21 protein-coding genes, 1 tRNA gene and 1 pseudogene are annotated in these 25438 nt (G+C 35.6%); 12 read left to right on the top strand and 11 right to left on the bottom strand.

Annotation, left to right across the window (positions count from 1 at the left end):
• Window positions 1–9: 9 nt before the first annotated feature.
• A complete protein-coding gene (locus ABYT26_RS12600; RefSeq protein ID WP_372754415.1) occupies window positions 10–957 on the top strand; it encodes an NAD(P)-dependent alcohol dehydrogenase in 948 nt (315 codons plus the stop codon).
• An 85-nt stretch (window positions 958–1042) separates the two neighbouring features.
• Here the strand turns inward: ABYT26_RS12600 and ABYT26_RS12595 are convergent, their stop codons facing one another.
• Window positions 1043–1642 (bottom strand): thioredoxin family protein, encoded by a 600-nt coding sequence (locus ABYT26_RS12595; RefSeq protein ID WP_372754413.1) that lies wholly within the window; start codon window positions 1640–1642, stop codon window positions 1043–1045.
• Window positions 1643–1663: 21 nt separating this feature from the next.
• On the bottom strand, window positions 1664–2149 hold the full coding sequence (locus tag ABYT26_RS12590; RefSeq protein ID WP_372754411.1) for a TlpA family protein disulfide reductase: 486 nt from the start codon (window positions 2147–2149) through the stop codon (window positions 1664–1666).
• 473 nt (window positions 2150–2622) lie between these two features.
• On the opposite strand from ABYT26_RS12590, the gene ABYT26_RS12585 reads away from it, so the two are divergent.
• Window positions 2623–3462, top strand: coding sequence for a prephenate dehydratase (locus tag ABYT26_RS12585; RefSeq protein WP_372754409.1), 840 nt, complete (start codon window positions 2623–2625; stop codon window positions 3460–3462).
• Here ABYT26_RS12585 and ABYT26_RS12580 read toward each other — a convergent pair.
• A complete protein-coding gene (locus ABYT26_RS12580; RefSeq protein ID WP_372754407.1) occupies window positions 3459–3728 on the bottom strand; it encodes a 4a-hydroxytetrahydrobiopterin dehydratase in 270 nt (89 codons plus the stop codon). The genes ABYT26_RS12585 and ABYT26_RS12580 overlap by 4 nt on opposite strands.
• A gap of 303 nt (window positions 3729–4031) precedes the next feature.
• Between ABYT26_RS12580 and ABYT26_RS12575 the strand changes: the two genes are divergently transcribed.
• Window positions 4032–6050 (top strand): monovalent cation:proton antiporter family protein, encoded by a 2019-nt coding sequence (locus ABYT26_RS12575; protein ID WP_372754405.1) that lies wholly within the window; start codon window positions 4032–4034, stop codon window positions 6048–6050.
• Here the strand turns inward: ABYT26_RS12575 and ABYT26_RS12570 are convergent.
• Both ABYT26_RS12570 and ABYT26_RS12565 read right to left on the bottom strand, forming a co-directional pair.
• Window positions 6039–6617, bottom strand: coding sequence for a hypothetical protein (locus tag ABYT26_RS12570; RefSeq protein ID WP_372754403.1), 579 nt, complete (start codon window positions 6615–6617; stop codon window positions 6039–6041). The genes ABYT26_RS12575 and ABYT26_RS12570 overlap by 12 nt on opposite strands.
• 118 nt (window positions 6618–6735) lie before the next feature.
• Complete coding sequence (locus ABYT26_RS12565; protein WP_372754401.1) at window positions 6736–7092, bottom strand: hypothetical protein; 357 nt, start codon at window positions 7090–7092, stop codon at window positions 6736–6738.
• Between the two features lie 315 nt (window positions 7093–7407).
• Between ABYT26_RS12565 and ABYT26_RS12560 the strand changes: the two genes are divergently transcribed.
• From ABYT26_RS12560 to ABYT26_RS12545, 4 genes are all read left to right on the top strand, one after another.
• A complete protein-coding gene (locus ABYT26_RS12560; RefSeq protein WP_372754399.1) occupies window positions 7408–8544 on the top strand; it encodes a sensor histidine kinase in 1137 nt (378 codons plus the stop codon).
• Window positions 8545–8553: 9 nt separating this feature from the next.
• Window positions 8554–9252 (top strand): response regulator transcription factor, encoded by a 699-nt coding sequence (locus ABYT26_RS12555; RefSeq protein WP_372754397.1) that lies wholly within the window; start codon window positions 8554–8556, stop codon window positions 9250–9252.
• Between the two features lie 74 nt (window positions 9253–9326).
• Window positions 9327–9992, top strand: coding sequence for a YggS family pyridoxal phosphate-dependent enzyme (locus ABYT26_RS12550; protein WP_372754395.1), 666 nt, complete (start codon window positions 9327–9329; stop codon window positions 9990–9992).
• A 105-nt stretch (window positions 9993–10097) separates the two neighbouring features.
• Window positions 10098–11102, top strand: coding sequence for a dihydroorotate dehydrogenase-like protein (locus ABYT26_RS12545; protein ID WP_372754393.1), 1005 nt, complete (start codon window positions 10098–10100; stop codon window positions 11100–11102).
• 37 nt (window positions 11103–11139) lie between these two features.
• On the opposite strand, the gene ABYT26_RS12540 is transcribed toward ABYT26_RS12545, so the two are convergent.
• Window positions 11140–11661, bottom strand: coding sequence for a hypothetical protein (locus ABYT26_RS12540; protein ID WP_372754391.1), 522 nt, complete (start codon window positions 11659–11661; stop codon window positions 11140–11142).
• Window positions 11662–12017: 356 nt separating this feature from the next.
• Between ABYT26_RS12540 and ABYT26_RS12535 the strand changes: the two genes are divergently transcribed.
• The gene (locus ABYT26_RS12535) at window positions 12018–12875 is read left to right on the top strand and encodes a hypothetical protein (RefSeq protein WP_372754389.1); all 858 of its coding nucleotides are present in this window, start codon (window positions 12018–12020) and stop codon (window positions 12873–12875) included.
• 28 nt (window positions 12876–12903) lie between these two features.
• The gene (locus ABYT26_RS12530; protein WP_372754387.1) at window positions 12904–13335 is read left to right on the top strand and encodes a hypothetical protein; all 432 of its coding nucleotides are present in this window, start codon (window positions 12904–12906) and stop codon (window positions 13333–13335) included.
• Window positions 13336–13345: 10 nt separating this feature from the next.
• On the opposite strand, the gene uvrA is transcribed toward ABYT26_RS12530, so the two are convergent.
• Window positions 13346–16153 (bottom strand): excinuclease ABC subunit UvrA, encoded by a 2808-nt coding sequence (gene uvrA, locus ABYT26_RS12525; protein ID WP_372754385.1) that lies wholly within the window; start codon window positions 16151–16153, stop codon window positions 13346–13348.
• 199 nt (window positions 16154–16352) lie between these two features.
• Between uvrA and ABYT26_RS12520 the strand changes: the two genes are divergently transcribed.
• Window positions 16353–16940 carry an RNA polymerase sigma factor gene (locus ABYT26_RS12520; protein WP_372754383.1) on the top strand — a complete coding sequence of 196 codons (588 nt, stop codon included), beginning with the start codon at window positions 16353–16355 and terminating at the stop codon, window positions 16938–16940.
• A gap of 103 nt (window positions 16941–17043) precedes the next feature.
• Window positions 17044–17283, top strand: coding sequence for a hypothetical protein (locus ABYT26_RS12515; protein ID WP_372754381.1), 240 nt, complete (start codon window positions 17044–17046; stop codon window positions 17281–17283).
• A 321-nt stretch (window positions 17284–17604) separates the two neighbouring features.
• Here ABYT26_RS12515 and ABYT26_RS12510 read toward each other — a convergent pair.
• Window positions 17605–17678 (bottom strand) — tRNA-Arg (locus ABYT26_RS12510).
• A gap of 257 nt (window positions 17679–17935) precedes the next feature.
• Between ABYT26_RS12510 and ABYT26_RS12505 the strand changes: the two genes are divergently transcribed.
• Window positions 17936–20413: an AsmA-like C-terminal region-containing protein gene (locus ABYT26_RS12505; RefSeq protein WP_372754379.1), complete on the top strand. Its 2478-nt coding sequence runs from the start codon at window positions 17936–17938 to the stop codon at window positions 20411–20413.
• A gap of 431 nt (window positions 20414–20844) precedes the next feature.
• Here the strand turns inward: ABYT26_RS12505 and ABYT26_RS12500 are convergent, their stop codons facing one another.
• From ABYT26_RS12500 to ABYT26_RS12490, 3 genes and pseudogenes are all read right to left on the bottom strand, one after another.
• Window positions 20845–22020, bottom strand: coding sequence for a TolC family protein (locus tag ABYT26_RS12500; RefSeq protein ID WP_372754377.1), 1176 nt, complete (start codon window positions 22018–22020; stop codon window positions 20845–20847).
• Window positions 22013–25105 (bottom strand): efflux RND transporter permease subunit, encoded by a 3093-nt coding sequence (locus tag ABYT26_RS12495; protein WP_372754375.1) that lies wholly within the window; start codon window positions 25103–25105, stop codon window positions 22013–22015. Before ABYT26_RS12495 ends, ABYT26_RS12500 begins: the two co-directional genes overlap by 8 nt.
• A 115-nt stretch (window positions 25106–25220) precedes the next feature.
• Window positions 25221–25438: pseudogene (locus ABYT26_RS12490) on the bottom strand (hypothetical protein); the annotation flags it as partial.

Raw genomic sequence — 25438 nt, 5'->3', positions numbered from 1 at the left:
CTTTTGGATATGAAAGCGGTAGTGATGAAGAAATATGGTCCGTCGGATGTATTGGAGATAGCAAACCTTTCCCGACCCAAAATTAAAGATGATCAGGTTTTGATTGAAGTGTATGCTTCTTCGGTGAATCCGGTAGACTGGAAAATCCGAAAAGGCAGTTTAAAGTTATTTATGAGAAAAAAATTGCCTTGTATTTTAGGTGGAGATATTGCTGGAAGAATTGTTGAAGTGGGCAAAAAAGTACAATTTTTTCGCATAGGCGATGAGGTATTTGGGAAAATTGATATCAGTAAAAATGGCGCTTACGCTGAATATGTGGCATGTTCAGCGAATCATTTGGCTTTAAAACCTCAGAAAATGACTTTTGAAGAGGCTGCCACTTTGCCTTTGGCAGGATTAACAGCCTTACAAGCACTTCTCAAACTGGGGAAAATGAAGAAAGGAATGAATGTATTGGTGAATGGTTGCTCGGGAGGAGTTGGTTCCTTTGCGGTTCAATTGGCAAAGGCTTTCGATTGCCGGGTTACTGGAGTTTGTAGCGGCCGAAATAAACGGTTTGCGGAAGATTTAGGTGTCGATATAGTCATCGATTACAAGAGTCAGGATATTGTATCGCTTCAGGAAGAATACGACATTTTTTTTGATGTGGTGGGGAATCAGGAATTTTCCAAAGTAAAACATCTTGTGCAACGTGCTGGTGTTTTTGTAACTACACTTCCTTCCTTCAATATTCTTTTGTTAGGTTCTGTTCATAATCTATTCGCTTCGCAAAAAATGAAGCATATTTTCGTACAGGAGAATAGGGCAGATCTAGAATTGCTGGCAGATTTTGTGGATGCTGGACTCTTAAAAACTCATATTGATAAATCCTACGATCTTAATGATGTAGCTGAGGCACACCAGTACAGCGAAACGGGTAGAGTTGTTGGAAAATTGTCGCTTATTGTAGCCGAATAAAATTATTATTACTATTGAAATGTAGAGAATAACAAAGTCCCGAGAATCATTTGATTTTCGGGACTTAATTTTACCTTTTTCTTATTTATCCTTTGGTTTTAATACCACAACCAATTGCTTTGGTTTCGGTAAGTTCAGGTTTTTTACCTTGTAACAAAGCTTCAACAGCATCGTCGATATAATGACTGCTTGCCTGAGATGCATCTTTATAATTGTTATCGATAGCTCCTTTGTATTCTACGGTATATTTTCCAGCCTTATTGCTTAATATGAAAACATGAGGTGTTTTGGTCGCTCCGAATCGTTTGTAAATCTCTTGAGTTTCATCGAATAGGTATGGAAATGTAAAACTTTTTTCCTTCGCTCTGATAATCATATTATCGTATGAGTCCACTGGGTATAGTTCGGGATCGTTAGGGTTAATCGCAATAACAGGATATCCTTTCGCTTTGTATTTTTGATCTGTTTCTATGATTCGATCTTCGTAAGCTACAGAATATGGGCAATGGTTGCAGGTAAAAATTACGATAAAACCTTTTGCATCCTTGTAATCGGCTAAAGATACCTGTTTGCCATTTACATTCTTTAGTTTAAAATCTTTTGCTTGGTCACCAATTTGGTAACCTTGAGCCTGAATTCCAAATGAGGCCAATACGAAAAGGCCAAGAATCATCATTTTCTTCATAATTATTATTTTTTTATAGGATTACTTACTTAATTTATCAATTGATTTTGCCAGTTCATCGTAGGATACCTGGCGGGTAAATACAGTTTTGTTGTCTTTATTATAGATTACTGTGGCAGGTAATGCTCCATCCCATTTTTCATCTACTTTACTAATCCAGCTATTTGCATCAGGATCGTCCAGAATTCGTACTTCTGCATGAATGTTTTTTCGTTCTAAAAATTTTGCCATTCGTTCTTCTAGTTTACTTCCAAAATCGAGACTAACAAGTATTACTTTTACTTTTTTGTTGGCATAATCTTTACGGATATCTTCAAACTCGGGCAGTTCCTCAACGCAAGGCTTGCACCACATGGCCCAAAAATTAATCACGTAAGTGGTATCGTTTTGCTGTTGGAAGATTGGTTCCAATTCGCTAAAATTATAGGTTTTAATGTCTTGAGCATTTGTAGTTTGACAGTATAATGCAAAAGCTAGTATCAGTAATAGTTGTACTCTTATTTTCATGTTTTTTATATTAAGACTTTCAGGTATTAAATATACTACAATTGATGAAATAAGAATTATTCTGCGTGTTATTGAATTGTTAAAATAAAATTTTCGCTCAAATGAATTGATAAACTTGCATTATTTGATGATGATTATTTTGCCTTGATTGTATGTACGATGTATGGAATATTTTTTTACCTTTGGGAGCAATTAGAACACTAAGAATGAGCTATAACATGCATATCGAACGATTTTTCTTTTTTAGCAGCTTTTGTTAAAAGAGGACTTGCATGTATTATTAATTGATGACGAGCCTCTTTAAAGGCTCTTTTTTTTTGACCATATGAGAAAGGTATTGTTTCGAAATTTTTTGTCTGTTTTTCTTTTTTCTGAAAAGGAAAATGGGATTCTTACGAAATAATATTTGAAAATATTCATAGGGAGTCCTTACTAATTGGGACTTTTTTGTGATCCAAAATATAACTATAAGCATGAATAAGCGAAAAATTGTAATTCAAGGAGTTGAAGGTTGTTTTCACCATTTAGCAGTAAATGCCTACTATGGTGAAGATGTTGATATTGTGCCGGCCGATAGTTTCGCCAAATTGGTAGAATTAACACAAGACGAATCGGTGTGCGATGGTGGTATTATGGCCATTGAGAATTCGATTGCCGGAAGTATTCTGCAAAATTATGGGTTGTTACAAGATTCAGGCCTAGTGATAGAAGGAGAAATTTTTTTACGAATCAAGCAAAATTTGATGGCTTTGCCTGGACAAAAAATTGAAGATTTAAGAGAAGTTCATTCCCATCCGATGGCTATCAACCAATGTCGCACCTTCTTCCACGATTATCCACACATTAAAATGGTAGAAATGGAAGATACCGCTTTGAGTGCAAAGAATATTCGAGAAAATCAGTTGGTTGGTATAGGAGCTATTGCAGGCGATTATCCGGCCGAATTGTATCAGTTGGAAATTATCGCTGCCGAAATAGAAAGCATTAAAGATAATCAAACGAGGTTTTTTCTGCTAAAAAGAAAAAACGAAGTTGTTGCCAACGGAGGATATAATAAAGCCTCTTTGTATTTTAGTACAAGTCACGATCCAGGAAGCCTATCGTATATTTTGGATTGTTTTGCAAAGGAAAATATCAACCTCTCGAAAATTCAATCTTTGCCAATTCCAGGTGTTAATTGGGAGTATTTTTTTCATGTCGATTTGGAATTCCAGGGACCTCGTCAGTTTCGTAATGCTTTGGATACAATATCGCATTATGCCAAAGAAATAAAAGTTTTAGGTACCTACAATCAAGGGATTATAATTACTTAAAAAACTTTCATCGATTCGTATGCTTTATCGATCATCTTGGCAAGCAAAATGTCTTTTTTGGTAATTTTTCCTACGGAATGAGTACTTAAAATAAAGCGAACATTTTTGTGCTTATAAAGCTTAATGTCAGGGTGATGATTCTCATCTTCAGCCTCTTTAGCTACTAAGTTAATAAAATTGATCGCTTCGATAAAATTTGGGAGAACATAGTCTTTTATCAATTTACTATCAATTTCGCTCCATCCTTGGTCCAATAGTATATTCATGATTTATTTTTTTTATAACTAAAGATACGTAAAGTAATTTTCAAAGTAAATAGTATGTAAAAGGACAGTTGATAAAGCAGTCCTTTTTTTTGGCTGTATTTTCAATTGACGATTTAGTTTTTGTTTATAGTTTAAAAGTTGCTTTTCTTACAATTTCAATGAAGTAGATAAGTTTAATCGAGACTTTTTAAGGTTTGAGAAATGCGCAGGGAATCCTAGTTCTCAATTGCATTGATTGATATTATTCTGTATCTTAAAATTCGAAATAGCAAAGGGGAACATGTAACACTTAATTCTTATTAAATGACTATATCCTTGGAAATTATCATATTTACCATTGGTTTTTTGATCGTTGCTACGGCGGCCAATCGAATTTCAAAATATTTTCCCAAGGCAAAATTACCTGTGATCTCAGGTCTCCTTTTTATAGGCATTCTTTCAGGTCCTTTCATTTTAAATTTTATTCCTAAAAAATCACTTCCGCATCTTCAGTTTATTAATGAAGCTTCATTGGCTTTTATCGCCTTTGCAGCTGGAGCCGAACTTTTTTTAAAAGAATTGAAAGGCAGAATGAAAAGTATTAAATGGATGACATTTGGGCAGTTGTTCTTCACCTTTGGTTTAAGCGCTGCCGCAGTTTTGTTCTTTTCCAATCGAATTCCTTTTTTATCTGATTTAGATTTTTCTGTACAGTTAGCTATAGCACTTCTGATTGGAACTATTTTTGTCACTCGATCGCCAGCATCTGCAATTGCTGTGATTAACGAAATGCGTGCAAAAGGGCCTTATACACAAACTGCTATCGGAGTTACAGTTATCAAAGATGTATTGGTTATTATATTGTTTACCATTTGTTTTTCTGTTGCAGGAGCCTTAATAAATAATGTTCCTTTTGATTTTTGGTTGGTGGTTATTCTTTTTGGAGAACTATGTTTGTCTATTTTTATAGGATTTACACTGGGCTTACTCATGAATTGGTTGTTGGGCAGAAGTTTGCCGACTATAGCAAAGGCGATTCTTTTGGTTTTGTTAGGATATAGCATTTATTTGCTGGCTCACTTTGTACACGATCAAAGTCTCATATCTTTTGGATTTGAACTTTATATAGAACCTTTACTTATTTGTATTATAGCTAGTTTTGTTGTGGTGAATTATGGGAGTCACCGACGGGAGTTTATTACGATTATAGAACTAGTGGTTCCGACAATTTATGTTCTTTTTTATACCCTAACCGGAGCTTCTGTTTCTTTGGATGTTTTAGCTCAAGCCTGGGCTGTAGCGCTTCTTTTCTTCACTATTCGTTTGTTAAGTATGATGATTGGTGCTTTTATTGGGGGAACACTTGGTGGTGATCCAATAAAAGTGAATCGTTTTTCATGGATGCCTTACGTTACTCAAGCAGGTGTAGCTATTGGTTTGGTATCGGTTGTAGCAGCTAAATATCCAGAGTGGGGACCTCAGTTTGCAGCCATTTTAATTGCCGTTATTGTTCTTAACGAGATTTGTGGACCACCTTTGTTTAAGTGGTTTATAATAATGGTAGGTGAGGGACATACCAAAACAGAACGATTGCATGATAATAAAATACAGAAAGCTATTATTTTCGGTTTGGAAGGGCAGTCACTTGCTTTGGCGCGCCAGTTAATGGATCACGATTGGGAGGTGAAAATAGTTACGCGTAACGAGGAAAGAGCTAAGCTTGCATACAATGGTGTACAAGTAACGTCTATAAAGGAGTTGAGTTTAAGCGAATTGAAAAAAACAGAAGCCGATCAGGCTGATGCTATTGTTATGTTGAATCAAGATGAGGATAATTTAAGGGTTTGTGAATTGGCGTATGAACATTTTGGAACTCGAGATTTAGTCGTTCGAGTGAATGAACGTAGTTATGTGAGCAAATTTATTGAGCTTGGTGCATTAATTGTTGAACCTACCACGGTAATGGTTAGTTTAATGGATCATTTGGTGCGATCGCCTATTGCTACCAGTTTATTGCTGGGAATGGAAAAAGATCAGGATACTGTTGATATTGAGATGCAAAATAGAGATTTGCATGGACTTCCTTTACGAGACATACAAATTCCAAGTGATCTTATTATTTTGGCTACCAAACGAAACAACAATACCCTTATCTCAACTGGTTATACTCAACTTCGAGTGGGCGATATTCTAACTGTAGTCGGTTCAATAGAAAGTATTGAAAAATTTCGATTAAAAATGGAGAATGTTGACAGAAATTTAGATCGAAAAACCAAATCCAAGAGAAAGAAAATATCCTCTAAAGAAAAACCGATTAAAAAAGATACAGATTTACCAGCTTAAAAAGACGGTGGTCCAAAAAGCGAGTGGAATAGCAGTATTCCATATAATTTCCTCTCGATGTCTAGCTCTACTTATTCGTTCTCGTTCTAACTGATAGCGAAGTGAGTTGAGATTTTGTATCTGTTTTTGATCATTGATTATTTTTCGTTCTTTCTGAATGTTGTTAAGATAAAGAATGGCTTCTTTACTCTTTGAGGGGTTGCTATTAAGGACTTCTAGTAAATCCATTTCCGATTCATTCAATAGATGTTTATGGTACAGCGCCATTCCTCTTTGTAAATGCACTTCCGATAGGTATGGCTTTATATTCAGAACATGATCGAAATCCATGATTGCTTCGTCGTATTTTTTTAGTTGCATGTTTGCGTAACCGCGATCTTGAAAAATGGCAGTATAGAAAGGCATAATTACAATTGCAGTGTCTAAATAGTGAATAGCTTTTTCGTATTCTCCTTGTAAAATTAGACTTCTACCCTTATCGTGATATTCTTTATAACGTTCTACATCTTGAGCGAATACACCCAAACAATAGAGTAAACTAACAATAATAAGAATTGATTTTTTCATGCTAATACGTTTTATGCTTTGATGAATTTATTTTTAAATTTACCGCATAAATTGTACCAAATTGCAAAAAAAAGACCTTTACTTTTTAGTAACGGTCTTTTAAATGGAAGTAAAATATTTACGATTTTTTACAACATTCTTTCGTGCAATCAGTAGCACATTTTTTTGCGGCATTTGCTTCCTTTGTCTCACAAGAATTAGAACAATCTTTTTTTGCCTTGGCTGTTTTAGTACAACATTTCTTTTTATCCGCTTTAGCTTCCTTTGTACAGCAAGTTTTTTTATCAGCATTAGCTTCCTTTGTACAACAGGCTTTGGTGCAATCTGCAGCACATTTCTTTTTTTCAACATCGGTTTGTTCCTGATCTTGAGCGAGCGAAATTTCATTGTCAAAGTTTGTAATTTCGGGTTGGTTGGCAAAACTTACTACATTTATTGCAAATACAAATAGAAGTCCAAATAATAACTTTTTCATGTTTCTTAATTTTAAAGTGTTACAAATCTGTTTTAGTTTGATTTTCTTATGCTCAAAGAAAGTAAAAGATCTTTTTGTCTGCTGTTAATGATTTGTTAAAGCTCCAATTTGTTCTTAAAAAATTAGTTAAATTTGGGTCGTGAAAATCACCTTGTAATTAGGTTGTTCTGCGATAATTATATAATAAAATTACCATTGAAAGCAATATTTAAAAATAGAAAAAAATATAGAATACAGATATTTATTGTGATATCGATAATTGTTCTGCTCCTTCTTTTACTAATTCAATTTCAGTGGATTAAGAGGGCTAGGAGTTTGAGCGATGAACAATTTAATCATCGGGTTGGTTTGGCTTTGCATGAATCTGTTGATGAGTTTGCAAAAGACCAGCAAACTTGTGAGAAAATGCGAGCTTTCATGAATAAGGAAAAGTATGATGCCAACGATAGTGAGCGTTTAAAATTAGAGGTTGGACGATTAGATTCTATTATTAAGCAACAATTTGAAGACTATCAGATTCAGTCTCCCTATACCATTGAGGTGCTAAGCACTGCCGATGAACAACCAAAGAGTAAATGTTTTTATTATAGCTTGCGAAAAGCATTAAGTCACGATAAGGCAGTACTAAATGTATATTTTCAGAAAAGAGAACAAAATTTAATGGATAGTATGGGTAGCATGTTTATATGTTCCATTATATTAATATTTATTCTTTGTGCTTTTTTCGGGATCACTATTTTATCATTAATCAATGATAAAAAGATTTTAGGGCGAACTACTGATTTGATCAATAATATTGCTCATGAATTTAAAACTCCTATGGCCACAATCTCTTTGGCTAGTGGCATGTTAAAACGAAATGCGGTACATTCCAAACCTGATCAAATTGAACATTATTCAAACATGATTTTATCTGAGAATAATCGATTGAAAGGTCAAGTAGATCAGTTGTTAAAACTTGCATGTATCGAAAGAGGAGAGCTGAAGTTAAATTCAGATCAATTTCACATGCATGAACTACTGAATGTATGTGTCGATCGTATTTCGGTTCAGTTAGCAGAGCGAAAAGGTCATATAGAATTGAATCTGCTTGCTAAGGATGATTCTGTGTGTGGCGATAAGGATTTGTTGCAGAATGTTTTGCTTAATATTTTCGATAATGCAGTTAAATATTCTGAATCGAACCCTGAAGTAAAGGTGGAAACGAAAAATGTGAATGGAAATCTTTTTATTGCCATAAGCGATAAAGGAATTGGGATGAGTAAGGAGGAGCAAATGCATGCATTCGACCGTTATTATAGAGCTCGAACAGGCGATCAACATGAAGTTAAAGGTTTTGGAATCGGTTTATCATATTCTAAAATGATTATAGATTCACACAAAGGCTCGATAAAGGTATTGAGCAAACGAAATTATGGTAGTACTTTTACTATTATTTTACCTTCAAACTAAAATTTACTTATGACAAATTCTCTTTCAAAAAATATTTTATTGGTAGAAGATGATCCCAATTTGGGACTTGTACTTCAGGAGTTTCTAAAAATGGAAGGTTTTTCAATTACATTAGAACGCGACGGAGAGAAAGGGTATGAAGCTTTTGTCAACTCACAATTTGACCTTTGTTTGTTCGATTGTATGATGCCAAAAATGGATGGCTTTAGCTTGGCTAAGAAAATTCGCAAATTTAATCAGGAAGTTCCAATCATTTTCTTAACGGCTAAATCTTTAAAAGAGGATAAGTTGAAAGGTTTTGATTTGGGTGGAGATGATTACATTACCAAACCATTCGATGAGGATGAATTGGTTCGAAGAATTAATGCTGTTCTAAAACGAGCAAGTAATGTAGAAGATGAAAAAGAAATGCTTTTTACAATTGGTGAATTTGTTTACGATCATGCAAATTTGACGTTGAATTATAAGGAAAACATTTCGAGGATCACACAAAAAGAAGGTGATGTTTTGTATTTATTGTTGCAGAATAAAAATAATGTATTGCGCCGAGAAGAAATATTAGTGAAGGTGTGGGGCGAAAATGATTATTTTATGGGGCGAAGTTTGGATGTTTTTATTACAAAACTCCGAAAACATCTGAAACAGGATGAGAAAATAAAAATAGAAAATGTTCATGGTGTTGGTTTTATTCTTTCAGAGAATAATTAAAGCGGTCAATTGATGGATCAGAATCGCTAAAAATTGTAATTTTGAAGCTGAATTCTAAAAATTTGCAATTTGCTATGGGCATATCTCAAAAAATCAATACTATACTCAAAACAATTCCCGATCATGTAAAAATGGTTGCTGTTTCCAAAACTAAACCTAAGGAAGATATAATTGAAGCCTACGAAGGTGGATATCGTATTTTTGGAGAGAATAAGCCTCAGGAATTAGTACAAAAATATAGCGATCTGCCTAAGGATATTGAATGGCATTTTATTGGTCATTTGCAAACTAATAAAGTGAAATACATTGCACCTTTTGTTCATTTGATTCATGCTGTGGATAGTATGAAGCTAATGAAGGAAATCAATAAACAGGCTGAAAAAAATAAACGAGTAATTAACTGTTTGCTTCAATTTCATATTGCCTCAGAAGAAAGTAAATTTGGACTTACTTTGGCTGATGCAAAGGCTTTACTTAGCTCCGAAGAGTTTTTAAATTTACATTTTATTCAAATTATAGGAGTCATGGGAATGGCCACTTACACCGTTCAAGAGGATGTAATTCGTACAGAGTTTGGAAATTTGAAGTCGATATTTGAAAACTTAAAGGCAGATTATTTTAAGACTAAAGAAGAATTTACAGAAATTTCAATGGGAATGTCAGGAGACTATGCACTGGCAATTGAAGAAGGTAGTACTATGGTAAGGCTTGGTAGTTGTATTTTTGGCTCCAGATTTTAAAAATTGCCAATTTTATTAACTTAAGTTGGAGCTTAGTATGTCAATATTTAGCTCGAAATTACTATATTTGTTTATCACGATTGAAAATAAAAAAATCAAAATAGTATGATTAATCTTGAAACCACTTATATGGGATTGCAATTAAAGAATCCTTTAGTTGTTAGCAGTTCCGGACTTACAAATTCGGTGCGAAAAATTAAAATTATAGAAGAAAAAGGAGCAGGTGCAGTTGTTCTAAAATCTTTATTTGAAGAACAAATTACCAATGAAGCTAAAAACTTGATTGGAAAAGAGTCTTCGAATGCTAATTATCCAGAAGCTGAAGACTATATTCAGACTTACATCAAGGGACATTCTGTTTCGAATTATTTGACTCTTATTAAAGAGGCCAAGGAAGCGGTTTCGATACCTGTTATTGCAAGTATTAATTGTGTTTCTTCATCCGATTGGACTTCCTTCGCTAAGGAAATTGAAAAAGCGGGTGCTGATGCAATCGAATTAAATGTATTCATTGTTCCTGTTGATAGAAACATGAGCTCTACACAGTATGAAAATTTGTATTACAATATATTTAATGCCGTAAAGAAGGAAGTGAGTATTCCAATATCGATGAAAATAGGTATTTATTTTACCAATTTATTTTCTGTTGCCAATCGTTTGAATGCTGATGGAGTTGATGGCTTGGTATTGTTTAACCGATTTTATGAGCCAGATATCGACATTGAGACCATGACAATTAAAAGCGCTCCAGTACTAAGCTCGGCAAGCGATATTCGTAAGTCTCTTCGTTGGGTAGGCATGTTGTCGGATAAAATTAAAGGACTTGATATTGCCGCATCAACAGGAATTCATGATGGTGAAGCTGCGATTAAACAATTGTTGGCTGGGGCAACTACGGTTCAGATTTGCTCAACCGTATATGAGCATGGATTTGATCAAATTAGCGATATTCTCGGAGATATTTCGAAATGGATGAAGGCAAAAGGTTTTAAAACCGTCGATGAGTTTCGAGGAAGTCTGAATTACGGAAGTATTCCGAATCCGGCTTTGTATGAAAGAGCACAGTTTATGAAGTATTTTTCGAATAAGGAAAAGGACGTTCTAATATAAAATTAAAAAAGCCGCTTTAAAAGCGGCTTTTTTTTGCTTAAAGTTTCTCAATTATGTGAATTGCTTCGTGAAGCATTCCCTTTTTATCAGCAGTCACGCTTGGAATAGCATCTTTTAATTTAGCCATTTCAATAGGTTTGCTTTCCTCAGATATTTTATCGGTAAGATTCTCAATCACCGTAAAAGCCTCAAAAGAAGTTTCAAAATCCGATTCAATAAGTACATCAACAAAAGTTGAAATATGATTGGAAAATGAAATACTAGATTCCCAACAAGTAGAAATTAGATGTTTTCTGATGGAAACATACTTTTGATTTTGAATTGCATCTATAATAATTTGAGCTGATTCTTGATTTTTTAAGTCAGCAAGGAAATTATGGATTGCTGATTGAATCTCTGTTTCGGATTTGGAAAGCATCACATCTAACAAAAGTAGGATGTCTTTTGGTTTTCCTTCTTCTCTTAATTGATTAATGGAGTTGATTACTACCTTAGTGTCGGTAGAGCTAAGTCCTAAAATTATGGAGTTTCGCAAATCCTTTTTACTAATATTACTCATTAAAGTATGGATTGGTTTCTCGCAAAATTAGTAATTTTATTCGTTTTCTAACACTTCTAAAAGTATCTGAAATTGATTTTTAATTCTAGTTTTTGAAGAGACTTGGAACTACGATTATAATTCTAATTTTATGCAATGCTTGAGAGTGTTTGCTTAGTAGACTAAGTATCGTATGAATGTTTAAAGGCATATAGAATTATGTGCTTTGTGTTGCTATTGATCAATATGAACTCTACTTGTAATTTATCATTTACATTCATATCGGGTAATATTATCAAAAAAGAGCTTATTATATTCATGAAAAATTGTAATTTGAGTTCGTTGTATTTGCTTTTTTAACCTTCAACTAAAGTTCAATGAAAAAATTTATTTGGAGTCTTTGTGTTTTTCTACTGTTTTCCTCATGCAATCTTCTTTCATCAAAGAATAACAATAAAGAACTTGATGAGTATGCTTTGGAGCGTGAGCTGATTCAAGAGAACACAGAAAAAATGAAAAGGATATTTTTTGTTCTGCCGAGTCCTATGGAAATTTCTAGCTTGATAAAAACCTCTGGAGTACTTTTTCAAGAGGAACTCTTGAATAAAACAGAAAATTTGCCTGGATACTCTACCAGTCCATCAAGAGCCATTGCCCTTGGTGTGTATTGTGCCGATTTAAGTTATGCAAGTTTGTATGAGCAATATCAGCTAGTAATGGAGTACATGAATGTATCTAGAAATCTTGCTGAATCATTAGGTATTCTTAAAACAGTAGATCCGGAAAAAATCCGTCTGCTTGAGAATAATGTGATGAATAAAAATTTGATTGTTGATGTTGTTTCGGATATATATTTGGAATCAAATGATCAATTGCGCGAGCAGGAACGATATTCTCTTGCTGCTTTAATGCTTATTGGAGCTTGGGTGGAGAGTATGTATTTAGCCACTCAGAGTGTTCAAACTAGTGAAAAAACCCATGAGGAATTAATCAAACAAATTTTGGATCAAAAACTATCGCTTGAGAGTATAAAAACCGTTTTACGCGACAATCAATCCGATTCAATGATTAAACCTATTTATTTGGATGTTTTGCAGTTGGAAAAATTGTTTGAAAGAAGTTTCAAAACTATAAATACAAAGGAAAGTGACGATTATATTGAGAATGTAGACGACTTAGTGTTTGTGGAGCTGGTTGCGAAAGTGGAAGATATGAGAGATTATCTTGTATATTAAAATAAATTATTTACGTATTTTTTTATCGATGAAGTACTTTTTTCTCTCAGTCCTATTGGGATTGTTTTTTGGTATAAATCAGTCTTTTTCTCAGTGTGAAGACTCTACTATAAACCTTTGTAAAGCTAAATTGGCTGGCTATGCCTATGCAGGTAATTGTATTGGTATTCTTTTAAAGGGAGAGGAAAAAGTGGAGCTGCATAAAGCTTTTTTTAGTGGGCAGGAGTATCGTGTAGTTGTTGGTTGTGAAGATTTTTCTCCTAGAATTCATTTTTGTATTCTTGATTCCGATCAGAATTTAATTTTTGACAACATGGAAAGTAATTATTTGGATCATTTCGATTTTGAATTGGATGAGGCAATGAACTTAATTATAGTTTTGGATCTTGATCAAGATGAAAATCGAAAAATAGGCAAAGAAAGTTCTTGTGTGTCGGTTTTAATTGGTGTTAAATTGTGAAAAAAGGCTCCTATAAGGAACCTTTTTTAGTTAGTTTTTCTTTTAAATATTGTCCCGTAAATGAATTTTTGCATTGAATTGCATCCTCAGGAATTCCCTCAAAAACAATCTGCCCACCTTTATTACCACCTTCAGGGCCTAAATCAATGAGCCAATCGGCACATTTAATTATTTCCATATTGTGCTCAATAATCAGTATGGTATGACCTCTTGACAGTAGAGCATTAAATGCATCCATCAATTTATTAATATCATGAAAATGCAATCCTGTCGTAGGTTCATCAAATACAAATAGACATGGTTCTGCTTTCTCCTTGGCCAGGAAGGAAGCTAGTTTAACTCTCTGACTTTCACCACCACTTAAGGTGCTTGATGATTGGCCTAGTTTTACATAGCCTAATCCAACATCAACCAGTGGTTGTAATCGCTGAACAATCTTTTTCTCGATGCTGCCTTTGGTCTGAGCAAAAAATTCGGTAGCTTCGTTTACAGTCATTTCTAAAACATCGTGAATGTTTTTGGTATTGTAACGAATCTGAAGAATATCATCTTTGAATCGCTTTCCTTTGCAGCTTTCGCATTGAAGGTAAATATCAGCCATAAACTGCATCTCAACCTTAATAATTCCTTCTCCCTGACATTCATCACATCTTCCTCCGTCGATATTAAATGAAAAGTGAGCAGGCTTAAACCCACTATATTTCGAAGCTTGTTGATCAGCAAATAATTTTCTTATTTCGTCGTAAGCCTTAAGATAGGTAACAGGGTTCGAACGAGATGATTTTCCGATTGGATTCTGATCCACAAATTCAATGTTCTTAATTAAATGAAGATCTCCCTTTAGTGCATCAAAATGACCACTCTTATCGGAATATCCACCGTAATGTTTTTTTAGTGCTGGGTACAGAATTGTTTTTATTAGGGAAGATTTCCCAGAGCCACTCACACCCGTGATTACAGTCATGATATTTAAGGGAAATTTTACGTTCAATCCCTTTAGGTTATTTTCTCGTGCTCCAATTATTTCAATAAAATTATTCCATTTTTTTCGAACTTTAGGCACTGGAATCATCATTTTTTGGGAGATATATTGGGCTGTTAAACCTTCTGGTGATTCTTTAAGTTGTTTTAGATTCCCATGGAAAACAACTTCACCACCTAATCTTCCTGCGAAAGGACCGATATCAATAAGTTCATCAGCGGCCAATATAATGTCTTCATCGTGTTCAACAACAATTACTGTGTTTCCCAAATCACGTAATTGACGTAGTACTTTAATCAGAAGTTCTGTGTCGCGTGAGTGCAGACCAATACTGGGTTCATCTAAAATATAAAGAGAACCAACCAGGCTGCTACCCAACGAAGTTGCCAAATTGATTCGTTGAGATTCACCACCAGATAAGCTGCTGGATAAACGGTTAAGGGTTAAGTATCCCAAACCAACATCCGATAAAAAGTTGATTCTGTTTTTAATATCTAAAAGTAATCGGTTGGCTATTTTTTCTTCTGTTTGATCTAATTTCAGTTTTACGAAGAAGTCACGTAGTTCATTCAGCGGCATTAGAACCAAATCTTGAATGTTTTTCTCGTTTATTTTGACATAGCCAGCTTCCTTTTTTAAACGGGTTCCTCTACATTCCGGACAAATTGTTTTGCCTCTATAACGTGATAACATGACCCGATATTGGATCTTATATTGTTTAGCCTCCAGATATTTAAAGAAATCATTTAGGCCTTTAAAGTATTTATTGCCAGTCCATAATAAAATTTTTTCTTCTTCGTTTAATTCAAAGTAGGGGCGATGAATAGGGAAATTGAATTTTTCGGCAGAGTAAATCAATTTATTTTTCCACTCCTGCATTTTTTTTCCTTTCCAACATACAATAGCATCATCGTAAATACTAATTGTTTTATTGGGGATTACCAGGTTTTCATCAATGCCAATAACCTTACCAAAACCTTCGCAACTTGGACAGGCCCCAATTGGGTTGTTAAAGCTGAATGTATGAACATTGGGATCCTCAAATACAATTCCATCTGCTTCGAAACGGTTCGAAAAAGATTTGTAATTCGATTTTCCTTCAATGGTAAGAAAACATTCTCCTTTTCCTTCGTAAAAGGCAGTTTGTAGCGAATCGGCTATTCTGTTTTTGGTGTCTTCGTCGGTGGAAACACGTATGCGGTCAATAACAATATAAATTGCTTCTTTTTCCTGCAAAATATCAGGAGACTCAATGATATCAAATATTTTATGGATCTTTCCATTGTTTTCTACTCTCGAAAAACCTTGCTGAGATAGTACTTCTAGTTGTTCTAATATGCTGCGATTTTCCGCAAACATTTGAGCCATTATTATAACTGAAATACCTTCCTTTTGTTTCAGAATATAATTAACAACATCGGTAATACTATGTCTTTTTACCAGAGCATTTGAAACGGGAGAGTAGGTCTTTCCTATTCTTGCAAAAAGAAGTTTTAGGTAGTCATATATTTCAGTTGAAGTTCCGACTGTAGATCTCGGATTTCTTGTATTTACCTTTTGTTCAATGGCAATTGCAGGCGGAATTCCTTTTATAAAGTCAACTTCGGGTTTGTCTATTCGGCCTAAAAATTGTCGTGCGTAAGAGGATAAGCTTTCCACATATCTTCTTTGTCCCTCGGCATAAAGTGTATCGAATGCTAGTGAGGATTTGCCTGATCCAGAGAGACCAGTAATCACGATAAATTTATTTCGGGGAATCTTAAGATCTATGTTCTTAAGATTATGAACTCGTGCGCCCTTTATATAAATGTGTTTTTCTGAATTGTTATTTGCCATACTGATAATTTGAATGCAGATTCGGAACCCTATAAGTTTACTAAAAACGAATCTACAAAGATATTTAACTTCTAAACATTTTCAAATCTCATTAAAAATTACTTTATTGCATCTTATTAGTATTATTTATTCACCATCATTAAAAGGAGATATTGCTTATAGACTGACTTTTACACTGTTTAACTTAATAGCTGTGAAATTGAGAAAGACTAATCCCACCGATTATGATCTCGTTAAGCAATTCATTGATGGTAATGATGATAGTATAGATATTCTTGTAACTCGACACCGAGATAGGGTATATACCTATATCTATCTAATCGTAAAAAATCATCAGCTTTCCGAAGACTTATTTCAGGATACCTTTATTAAGGTGATCCGTTCTCTGCGTATGGGGAAATATCAAGACAATGGTAAATTTTTAGCTTGGGTACTAAGAATTGCTCATAATTTGATTATTGATCATTTTAGAAAGGAGAAACAGATAAATACTTTTTCTAAAGATGATTATGAATTGGATATTTTTAATTCGGCAAAGTTTTGCGAAGAAAACTGCGAAGATGAACTGATCCGAAATCAGATTTATGCCGATATTCGTAGGCTTGTTAAGGAATTGCCTGAAGATCAACGGGAAGTAGTTATTCTTCGACATTACAAGGGCTTGAGTTTTAAGGAAATTGCAAACCAAACGGATGTTAGTATTAATACTGCATTGGGCCGTATGCGATATGCCTTAATCAATATGCGAAAATCCATTGAAGAGAGAAATATTAGTCTAAATTTTTAAAATGTAGAGCTTAGGGATTGTATTTTTTTTTAATCTTTTTGCAAAAAAAATACTAAAAGTGTATAAGGGTCGTTAATAGGTAAATAGAAATAATTATATGCCTATGAATGATATTTATACACTATTGAATTTGGACTGTAAAAATTCGGGACAAGAAATGACTTCCTTGCTAGAGCGAATTGCTAATTCTGATGTATTTAATTCTGTGGAACTACAGGAATATTTGGATCGTTTTAAAGTAAATTCTTCTGCGAATCTTCTCGATCGGATTTTAGGATTTCGTCAATCCACACAAAATGTAAATCTGAAATTTCCAGATATTTCAGAGCTTACCTTAAATTAGAAACTACCGGAGTATTTGAACTCCGGTTTTTTTTGATCAATTTTAAAAATGAGTGTAGATACTCAAAATTAATGACCTTACTATTCTAAATAATATTCTCAATACTGAAATAATTTAAAAGTACTTTCTGTAAAAGTAAGCGAAGTAATTTTTCACAGTTTTCTTGTCTTGTCATTATTCTTGTTTGGCTTTTGTAAGCAAAAATAATTTAAGTTCTATCCCATAATTTTTCGCTTTGATCCTTGATCTGGGATTTGGATGAAAGTTTATTTTGGTATTTCACCATAAAAAAAAACTCATCAATTTCTTGATGAGTTTTTGTGAACGCGGAGGGATTCGAACCCCCAACCTCTACGGCCGTAACGTAGTGCACTATCCAGTTATGCTACGCATCCAATAATTACCTCGGTAATGCGATGCAAATATATATAAATTTTGCATTCATGCTTTATGATTTGAGCTTTTTTTTCAATAAAAATGCATTGTTTAGAGGGGTGGGCTTTTAAAAAACTATAAATCTTTTAGTTAGGATTCGCCTTGAAAGTAAAAATATGCTAAATTTACTTTGTCCTGGAAATTTGTTCAATGGGCTAAGTGTAATGCCTTAGGTTTTGTACTTTTGTTATGTAAATTCATATAAATAGATTGTGTAATGAAGAAGATTTTAATGTTTTTTGGCGGATTTGTGGTTCTAGTTTTAGCTCTGCTTATCGTTTTACCTTTTTTCTTTAAAGATCAGATATTGGAACGGGTGAAAACCGAAATAAACAATACGATAGAAGCTAAGGTCGAAATTGGAGATTTGTCATTATCCTTATTAAAGAATTTTCCGAACCTATATGTAGAATTGGAAAATGTGAGTGTAGTGGGGAAAGATGAATTTTCAGCTGATACTTTGGCGAAAATTGGTCGATTGTATACTGCTGTCGATTTAGGTTCTGCTATGTCTGGTTCCCAGATTGAAGTTGGTGCAATTGTATTGGCGGATGCGAAAGTAAATGCTTTGGTACTTGAATCGGGTAAAGCGAATTGGGATATCGTAAAAGAATCAGATGAGGTTGTGGAACAAGAAGAACAAAAGGACGCTTCTGATTTTAAAGTGATTTTTGAGGAAGTTAGAATTGAAAATTTTTCACTGATATATAACGATGAATCTTTAAAGGCAAAATTGATTGTTGGAGATCTTGATTTGAGTTTAAATGGCGATTTTACTGTTAAATCGACCAATTTAAATTTAAAATCACAACTTTCAGGGATAGATTTTGATTACGAAGGGGTTAATTATTTGAAAGAGGCAGGTGTAACTCTTAATGCAGTTATTGCTGCAGATCTTCAGAATATGATTTTCACTTTTAAGGAGAATGAGTTAACTCTAAATGAGTTGGTTTTTGGTATCGATGGAAATGTGGGAATCATTGACAATGGTTATAATATGGATTTGAAAATGAATGCTCAGGAAGCTGATTTTAAAACCTTACTTTCCATGGTTCCAGAGGTATTTAAATCAGACTTGAAAGGGTTAGAAACTACTGGTGGATTGGTATTATCCGCTTTTGCAAAAGGAGATTATAAAGAAAATAGTTTTCCATCTTTCGGAGCTAAATTAAGTGTCGCAAATGCTTCACTTAAATATCTGGATTTAAAAGAGTCTGTTCATAAAATTACGATTAAAGCTGAGGTAAATCATCCTGGAGGAGAACTTGATTTATTAACGGCAGATGTTAATGCATTTCATTTTGAGGTGGCCAAAAATCCTTTCGATGCTCAATTTCATGTGAAGAATCCTATTTCTGATCCTTTTATTACTGGTTTATTCAAAGGTGTTATCGACTTTGCTAAAATTCGAAATGCAATTCCAATGGATAGTGTCAAAATAAAGGGAATTGTTACCTCTGACGTTCGCTTTAGTGGAAAGATGTCGGATATAGAAAAGGAAGATTACGAGAAATTTATGACCAAGGGAGATGTGAAATTGAAAAATTTCGAGTTTTCCACACCTGATTTTCCTCAGGGAATTAATATTATTAGCTCGGTGCTAAATTTTACCCCCCAATATATTAGCCTGACTTCTTTCAATTCAAAAATTGGAAACTCAGATATCCAGTTGGTTGGTAAGTTGGAGAATTACATTCCTTACGCCTTAAAAAATCAGGTTCTAAAAGGAAATTTTAAATTGAGTTCGAATTTATTTGATCTGAATGAATTTGTGACTGATGATGAAGAGGTGCAGACTTCTGAGGATACAATTCCTCTTACTGTGGTTGAAATTCCAGCTAACCTAGACTTGAAATTAGTTTCATCTATGAAATTGATTCTTTACGATAAAATGAAGATTGGGAATGTAGAAGGATTAATTGTGATTAAAAATGCAAAAGCAGAATTGACCAATTTGTCAATGGATATGCTTGAGGGATCCATGACAATGAATGGATCATATAGTACAAAAAATGTGGAGAGTCCAGCCATTGATTTTGGTTTGGATGTGAAGGAATTTGATATTAATTCGGCTTACGAATCTTTGAGCATGATTCAGGAAATGGTGCCAATTGCTATGAATTGCTCAGGCCGTTTTTCATCCGATGTAAAAATTAAATCCTTACTCGATAAGGAAATGAATCCAGTGATGAATACACTGAACGGAAACGGTTCGGTTCATTCCAAAGAGATTATCATTAAGGATAATAAAGCCTTTAATGCACTGGCGACTGCTTTAAAAAATGATAAATACAAACGAATTTCTGTGACTCAATTCGATATGGATTTTGTGATTACCAATGGTAATGTGGAAGTGAAACCTTTCGATGCAAAAGTTGCGGGCCACCCAGCTAAAATTTATGGAACACAATCGGTAGATGGTAAATTGGATTTTAGCATGGACATGAAGTTACCTAAAGAAGAATTGGGTAGGGAAGTAAATCAGTATTTTGATAAGTTACCAGGTTTCGACGAGGTAAAAGAACTTGATGTTGCAGTAAAGATTACCGGCACGGTGGATAATCCTAATGTGAAACTTGATTTAAGCAAAGCTATTAAGCAGGCCCAACAAGCTGTTGCAAAAGAATTGGAACGTCGAGCTAAAAAGGAACTTGAAAATAAAGGAAAGGATTTGTTGAAAAAGCTCTTCAAATAATAAAATATTAGCTTGTAGTTTAGTGAATGGAGGATTGTAAAGATTCTCCATTTTTGTTTTTATTAGAGAAAGAGTTGAGATGAATATTGGTCGTTTGAAGCAAAAAAATCACTTTCTAGAGGAAAATAGAGGGTACGAAAAAGGACGGCAACCACTCCGTCCTTTTCATATTCACTTTAAAACCTGAATTGTCAAAAGACAATCCGGCATAAATATAGTAATAAATTTTTTATTGTCAAATAAGTTGTGGTTTTTCTAAATTTTCATGCTAATGCAAAATGGCAGATAGCAAAAAAGGATGGCAACCACTCCATCCTTTTTTAATCTATTCACTTTAAACCTTAAAAACGGTATCCGTTTTGAAAGTTGTACGCACTATTTTAAAAAAAAGTTATCGTTATAGTGATATTTTGAATGAATCTACATAATTACTAAAGTAGATATCTTCCTATTTTCGCTTTTGTAAGGTAGTATTCATGTTCTGTTTCCAGGTATGTATCGAAACTTTCATAGTAGTAGATGCTCTCCATAAGGTATTCAATACCAGAGATTTCTCCATACTGCAGGGCTTTCTGTAAAAGACGGTCGTAGTCCTTTTTTACAAATACATCCTGGTAGTTCGAAAGACTTACTTGCAGGCTTAAAAAGCGCTGAAATAATTTTTCGTACTCACTCTCTTTCTGCATTTTTCCCAGAGAAACTTCCTCTTTTCGAAACTGTTCCAGCAGCTTGGCTTGTTTTACCTTGTGCTTATTCTCCCATAAAGGGATGCTAATTCCAAGTTTCATTCCATGGGCTTCCTTCATGATATCAGAATTGATATAGCGATAGCCAATAGATAATGTAGGAAGTGAATTACTTTTTACCAGGGAAGTTTCGGTAGAGGCTATTTCTTGCTTCGATCGGAGTTGATTCAGATAAGGATCGCTTTGCAATGCTTTGTCGAGAATTTGTTCTGCCTCCTTTTCTACATCGATGATTGGGTAGTTCTCAAGACTCAAGTCGATTCGGGAACCGCCATTTTGCATCTGCAAATCTTTTTCCAGTCTAAGGATTTTATTCTGAATGAATGCCAATTGGTTGGTTGTATTCAGTAGAAGCATCTTTATCTTGTTGGTTTCAAGAATATTGGCATCTCCTTCCTGCAATCTTTTCTCAAAAAAGTCTGCCAGCTTTTGGGCATTCTCAACTCTTGTTTCCAGAGCCTTTTTTTGCTTGTTCCGATAAATCAGCTCCAGGCAAATCAATTCCGATTGCAGGAGAACTTCCTGTCGGATTTGAGCAAATTGGTTTGATAGGTTTGCAATTTGCTGATTCTTAATTTGCTTTTTATACAGGTAAGCACTCGGAAAATCGAAGCTCTGACTCACCAATACTTCATAGGGTTTTCCTTCTTCCGAAGAGAAACTTTTTTCCCATTCGACTTCGGGATCAGCCAAATTATTCTCTGCCCGAAAGCCTAATTTCTGGGCTTCAAGATAGCTTTGCTGTGCCTGAATATGTGGATTGTTTTTTTCAATCTCCTGCAATACCTGCGAAACGGTGGATTGAGGCATTCCTTGAAGACTCAATCCGCTTAGGGTGATGAATAAGAATATTTTAAGCATTTCCTGTGTTTTTAGTGTTTAGTTGTAGGTAAACAATTGGAACGATGTATATATTGAGAAGGGTAGAGCTCAGAAGTCCGCCTAAAATTACCACGGCCATGGGACTTTGAATCTCGTTTCCGGGTTGATCTCCTGCTATGGCCATAGGGATGAGTGCTAGTGCCGCTGTTAGTGCAGTCATTAAAATAGGACTCAAACGATGAACCGATCCCTGAACAATTACATCCTTAATGGCTAAACCTTTGCCTTTCATACTTTGGTAGTGCGAAATCAGTAGAATACCATTTCGGGTGGCAATACCAAAGAGGGTGATGAAACCTATAATTGCCGGAATGCTTAACATGCCCGAAGTAAAGAAGATCGTAAGAACACCGCCGATAAGTGCCAACGGTAGGTTCAGCAAAATAATGCTGGCCAGCTGTGTGCTTTTGAACTCCTGAAAAAGGAGTAGAAAAATAATCAGGATACTAAAAAGGGAGGCAAGCATCAGAATACGCGAGGCTTTGGCTTCACTTTCGAACTGACCGCCATATTCTATTCGGTAGGCTTCGGGTAGGGATACCTCCTGTTCTATCTGCTTTTGAATATCGGTAACCACGCTTCGCAAATCGCGATCGGCAACATTGGCCGATACCACCAGCTTGCGCTGAACATTTTCACGATTGATGGTATTGGGACCCGAGAGGGATTGAATTTCGGCTACATAGCTGAATGGAATCTTTTTGCCATCCCAGGTGTCGATGAGTGCATTCTGAATGGCATCCATATTACCACGGCTTTCCTCATTGTATTTTACCACCAAATCGAAAGCTTTGATGCCTTCAAATACATCCGAAACTTTCGAACCTCCAAAAGCAACGTGAATAAATTCTGAGAATTGCGAAATGGAAATGCCATACTTGGCCAGCATATCCCTTTTGGGTACGATTCTAATCTGTGGAATCTCCACTTGCTGTTCTACATTTACATCCACCACGCCTTCAATGGGCGAAATACTTGTTTTGATGTCGTTGGCCATTTTAAACATTAGATTTAAATCATCACCGAAAATTTTGATGGCGATATTGGCTTTGGTTCCCGAAAGAATATGATCGATACGATGCGCCAGGGGCTGCCCGATGGCAAAATTAACCCCCGCAATGTGGCTTAATCTCTCACGAACATCCTGTAAAAATTCCGATTTGCTTCTTTCCTGTAAAGTAAAAGGAACTTCAATCTCCGAGGTGTTCACACCAAAGGAATGTTCGTCGAGTTCGGAACGACCGGTACGACGAGCAGTGAGCTTAACTTCCGGAATTTCGAGTAAGGCATGTTCTGCCAGTATTTTTACCTGATTCGATTCCTCCAGAGAAATGCCAGGCTTGGTAATGGCCGTGATGGTTAGGGATCCTTCGTTAAACTCGGGCAGGAAGTTTCTTCCTAATCCCGTAAGGATAAACAGGGAAAGAAGGAAGAGAAGACTGGCGCCACCCAAAATCCACTTTTTGTAGCGCATGGCTTTTTCCAGCGAACGACCATACCATTGGTTTAAATTGGCAACCAACCAGCTTTCCTTTTTTTTCTTATCGAGCATTTTATTGCCGGTAAGTAAAAAGCTGCAAAGCACAGGCGTTAGGCTTAGTGCCACAATTAAGGAGGCAAAAAGGGAAACAATAAAGGCAATTCCCAGGGGTTGCAGCATTCTTCCTTCCATCCCGCTAAGGAAAAACAGAGGCAAAAAGGCAGCAATAATAATAAAGGTGGCGTTGATAATCGAGGAACGAATTTCGCAGGAGGCCGAGTACACAATTTTTAGGGGCTTCTCTCGCTGCTCTTTGGGCAGAAGATGGTTTTGCCGCAGTCGCTTGTACACATTCTCCACATCAATAATGGCATCGTCCACCAAATCGCCAACGGCAATGGCCATACCTCCCAGGGTCATTGTATTGATACCGATTCCCAGAAACTTTAAGGTGATCATGGTAACCAGAAGCGAAATAGGAATGGCCAAAAGAGAGATGATGGTGGTTCGGTAGTTCATCAGAAACAAAAACAGAATCACGATTACAAAAATCGATCCTTCTAAAAGAGCCTTTTTTACATTGCCAATGGAGGAGTTGATAAAATCCGCCTGACGGAAAATGTGAGTGTTTACTCTTACTCCTTTGGGCAAGGATTTCGATAATGCCTCAATGGATGCATCCAGCTTTTCGGTGAGCTTAAGGGTGTTAATGCCGGGCTGCTTTTTCACCGTGAGCAGAACGGCCTGCTGACTGTTAATGCTTCCCAAACCAATTTTTGGCGCTGCCGCAGCTTTTACCTCCGCAATATCGCTGATGCGGATGGGAACATTTCCATACATTTTTACCACCGAGTTGCCCAATTCGTTCAGGTCCGAGGTACGGGCAATTCCGCGGATATTGTACTGGTTTCCATACTCGTTGATAAAACCACCTGCGGAATTCTGATTGGTCGCCTGAGCCGCTTTCATCAACTCATCGATGCTCACCTTGTAGTACCTCATTTTTTGCGGGTTGGCCAGAATCTGATACTGCTTGAATTCGCCACCAATCACAACAATCTGAGCCACGCCATTGATCGCCAGCAGCTGAGGACGAATGGTCCAGTCGGCCAGAGTACGCAACTCCATAGGTGAAATGCTGTCCGATTGCAAACCTATCATCAGCACTTCGCCCATGATAGACGACTGCGGTGCTAAGTTGGGATTTCCTGCTCCTTCGGGCAGTTGTTCCGATACGGTGAGTAGTTTTTCGCTCACAATTTGCCGGGCCTTGTAAATGTCGGTTCCCCATTCAAATTCAATCCATACAATGGAGAATCCTGCAGAAGAAGAGGAGCGAAGTCGTCTAACGTTTGTAGCTCCGTTTACAGCAGTTTCGATGGGAAAGCTGACTAATTTCTCAACTTCTTCGGGTGCCATTCCGTGTGCTTCTGTCATCACCACAACCGTAGGAGCCGTTAAATCGGGAAACACATCTACATCCATATTAGCGGTGGTGTAGGTTCCTCCCACAATCAGGAGAATCGATACAAACATTACCAGTAGGCGATTGTGTAATGCGTATTGTATAATTTTATTTAACACGATAGTTTACTGTTTATCAGCGTTTATATTTTTCTTATTGATTTTTTTGCGACTATTCTTCTGTGTATTACTCCTGTTCTAAAAGAGGTGAAGAAAAAGGTCACTTTGTTTTCTTTTAATGATTGTGATTGTGTTCGGGCAATGAACCAGCCATCGAGGCTAACTTAACAAAATAGGCTCCTTTGCTCACCACGCGCTCACCAGCTTTTAGTCCCGAAGTAATCTCAACTTCTTTTCCATTACTGATACCAATGTTTACGAATCGCTTTTCGTAGCTTTCGCCCGATAGTTGCACAAACACATATTTTAACCCCTGATCTTCTAAAACTGCCG

Source organism: Labilibaculum sp. (genome assembly GCF_041595635.1).
Taxonomy (GTDB): domain Bacteria; phylum Bacteroidota; class Bacteroidia; order Bacteroidales; family Marinifilaceae; genus Labilibaculum.
The sequence above is the reverse complement of the archived record's forward strand: the minus strand, read 5'-3'. Positions and strand labels throughout refer to the sequence as shown.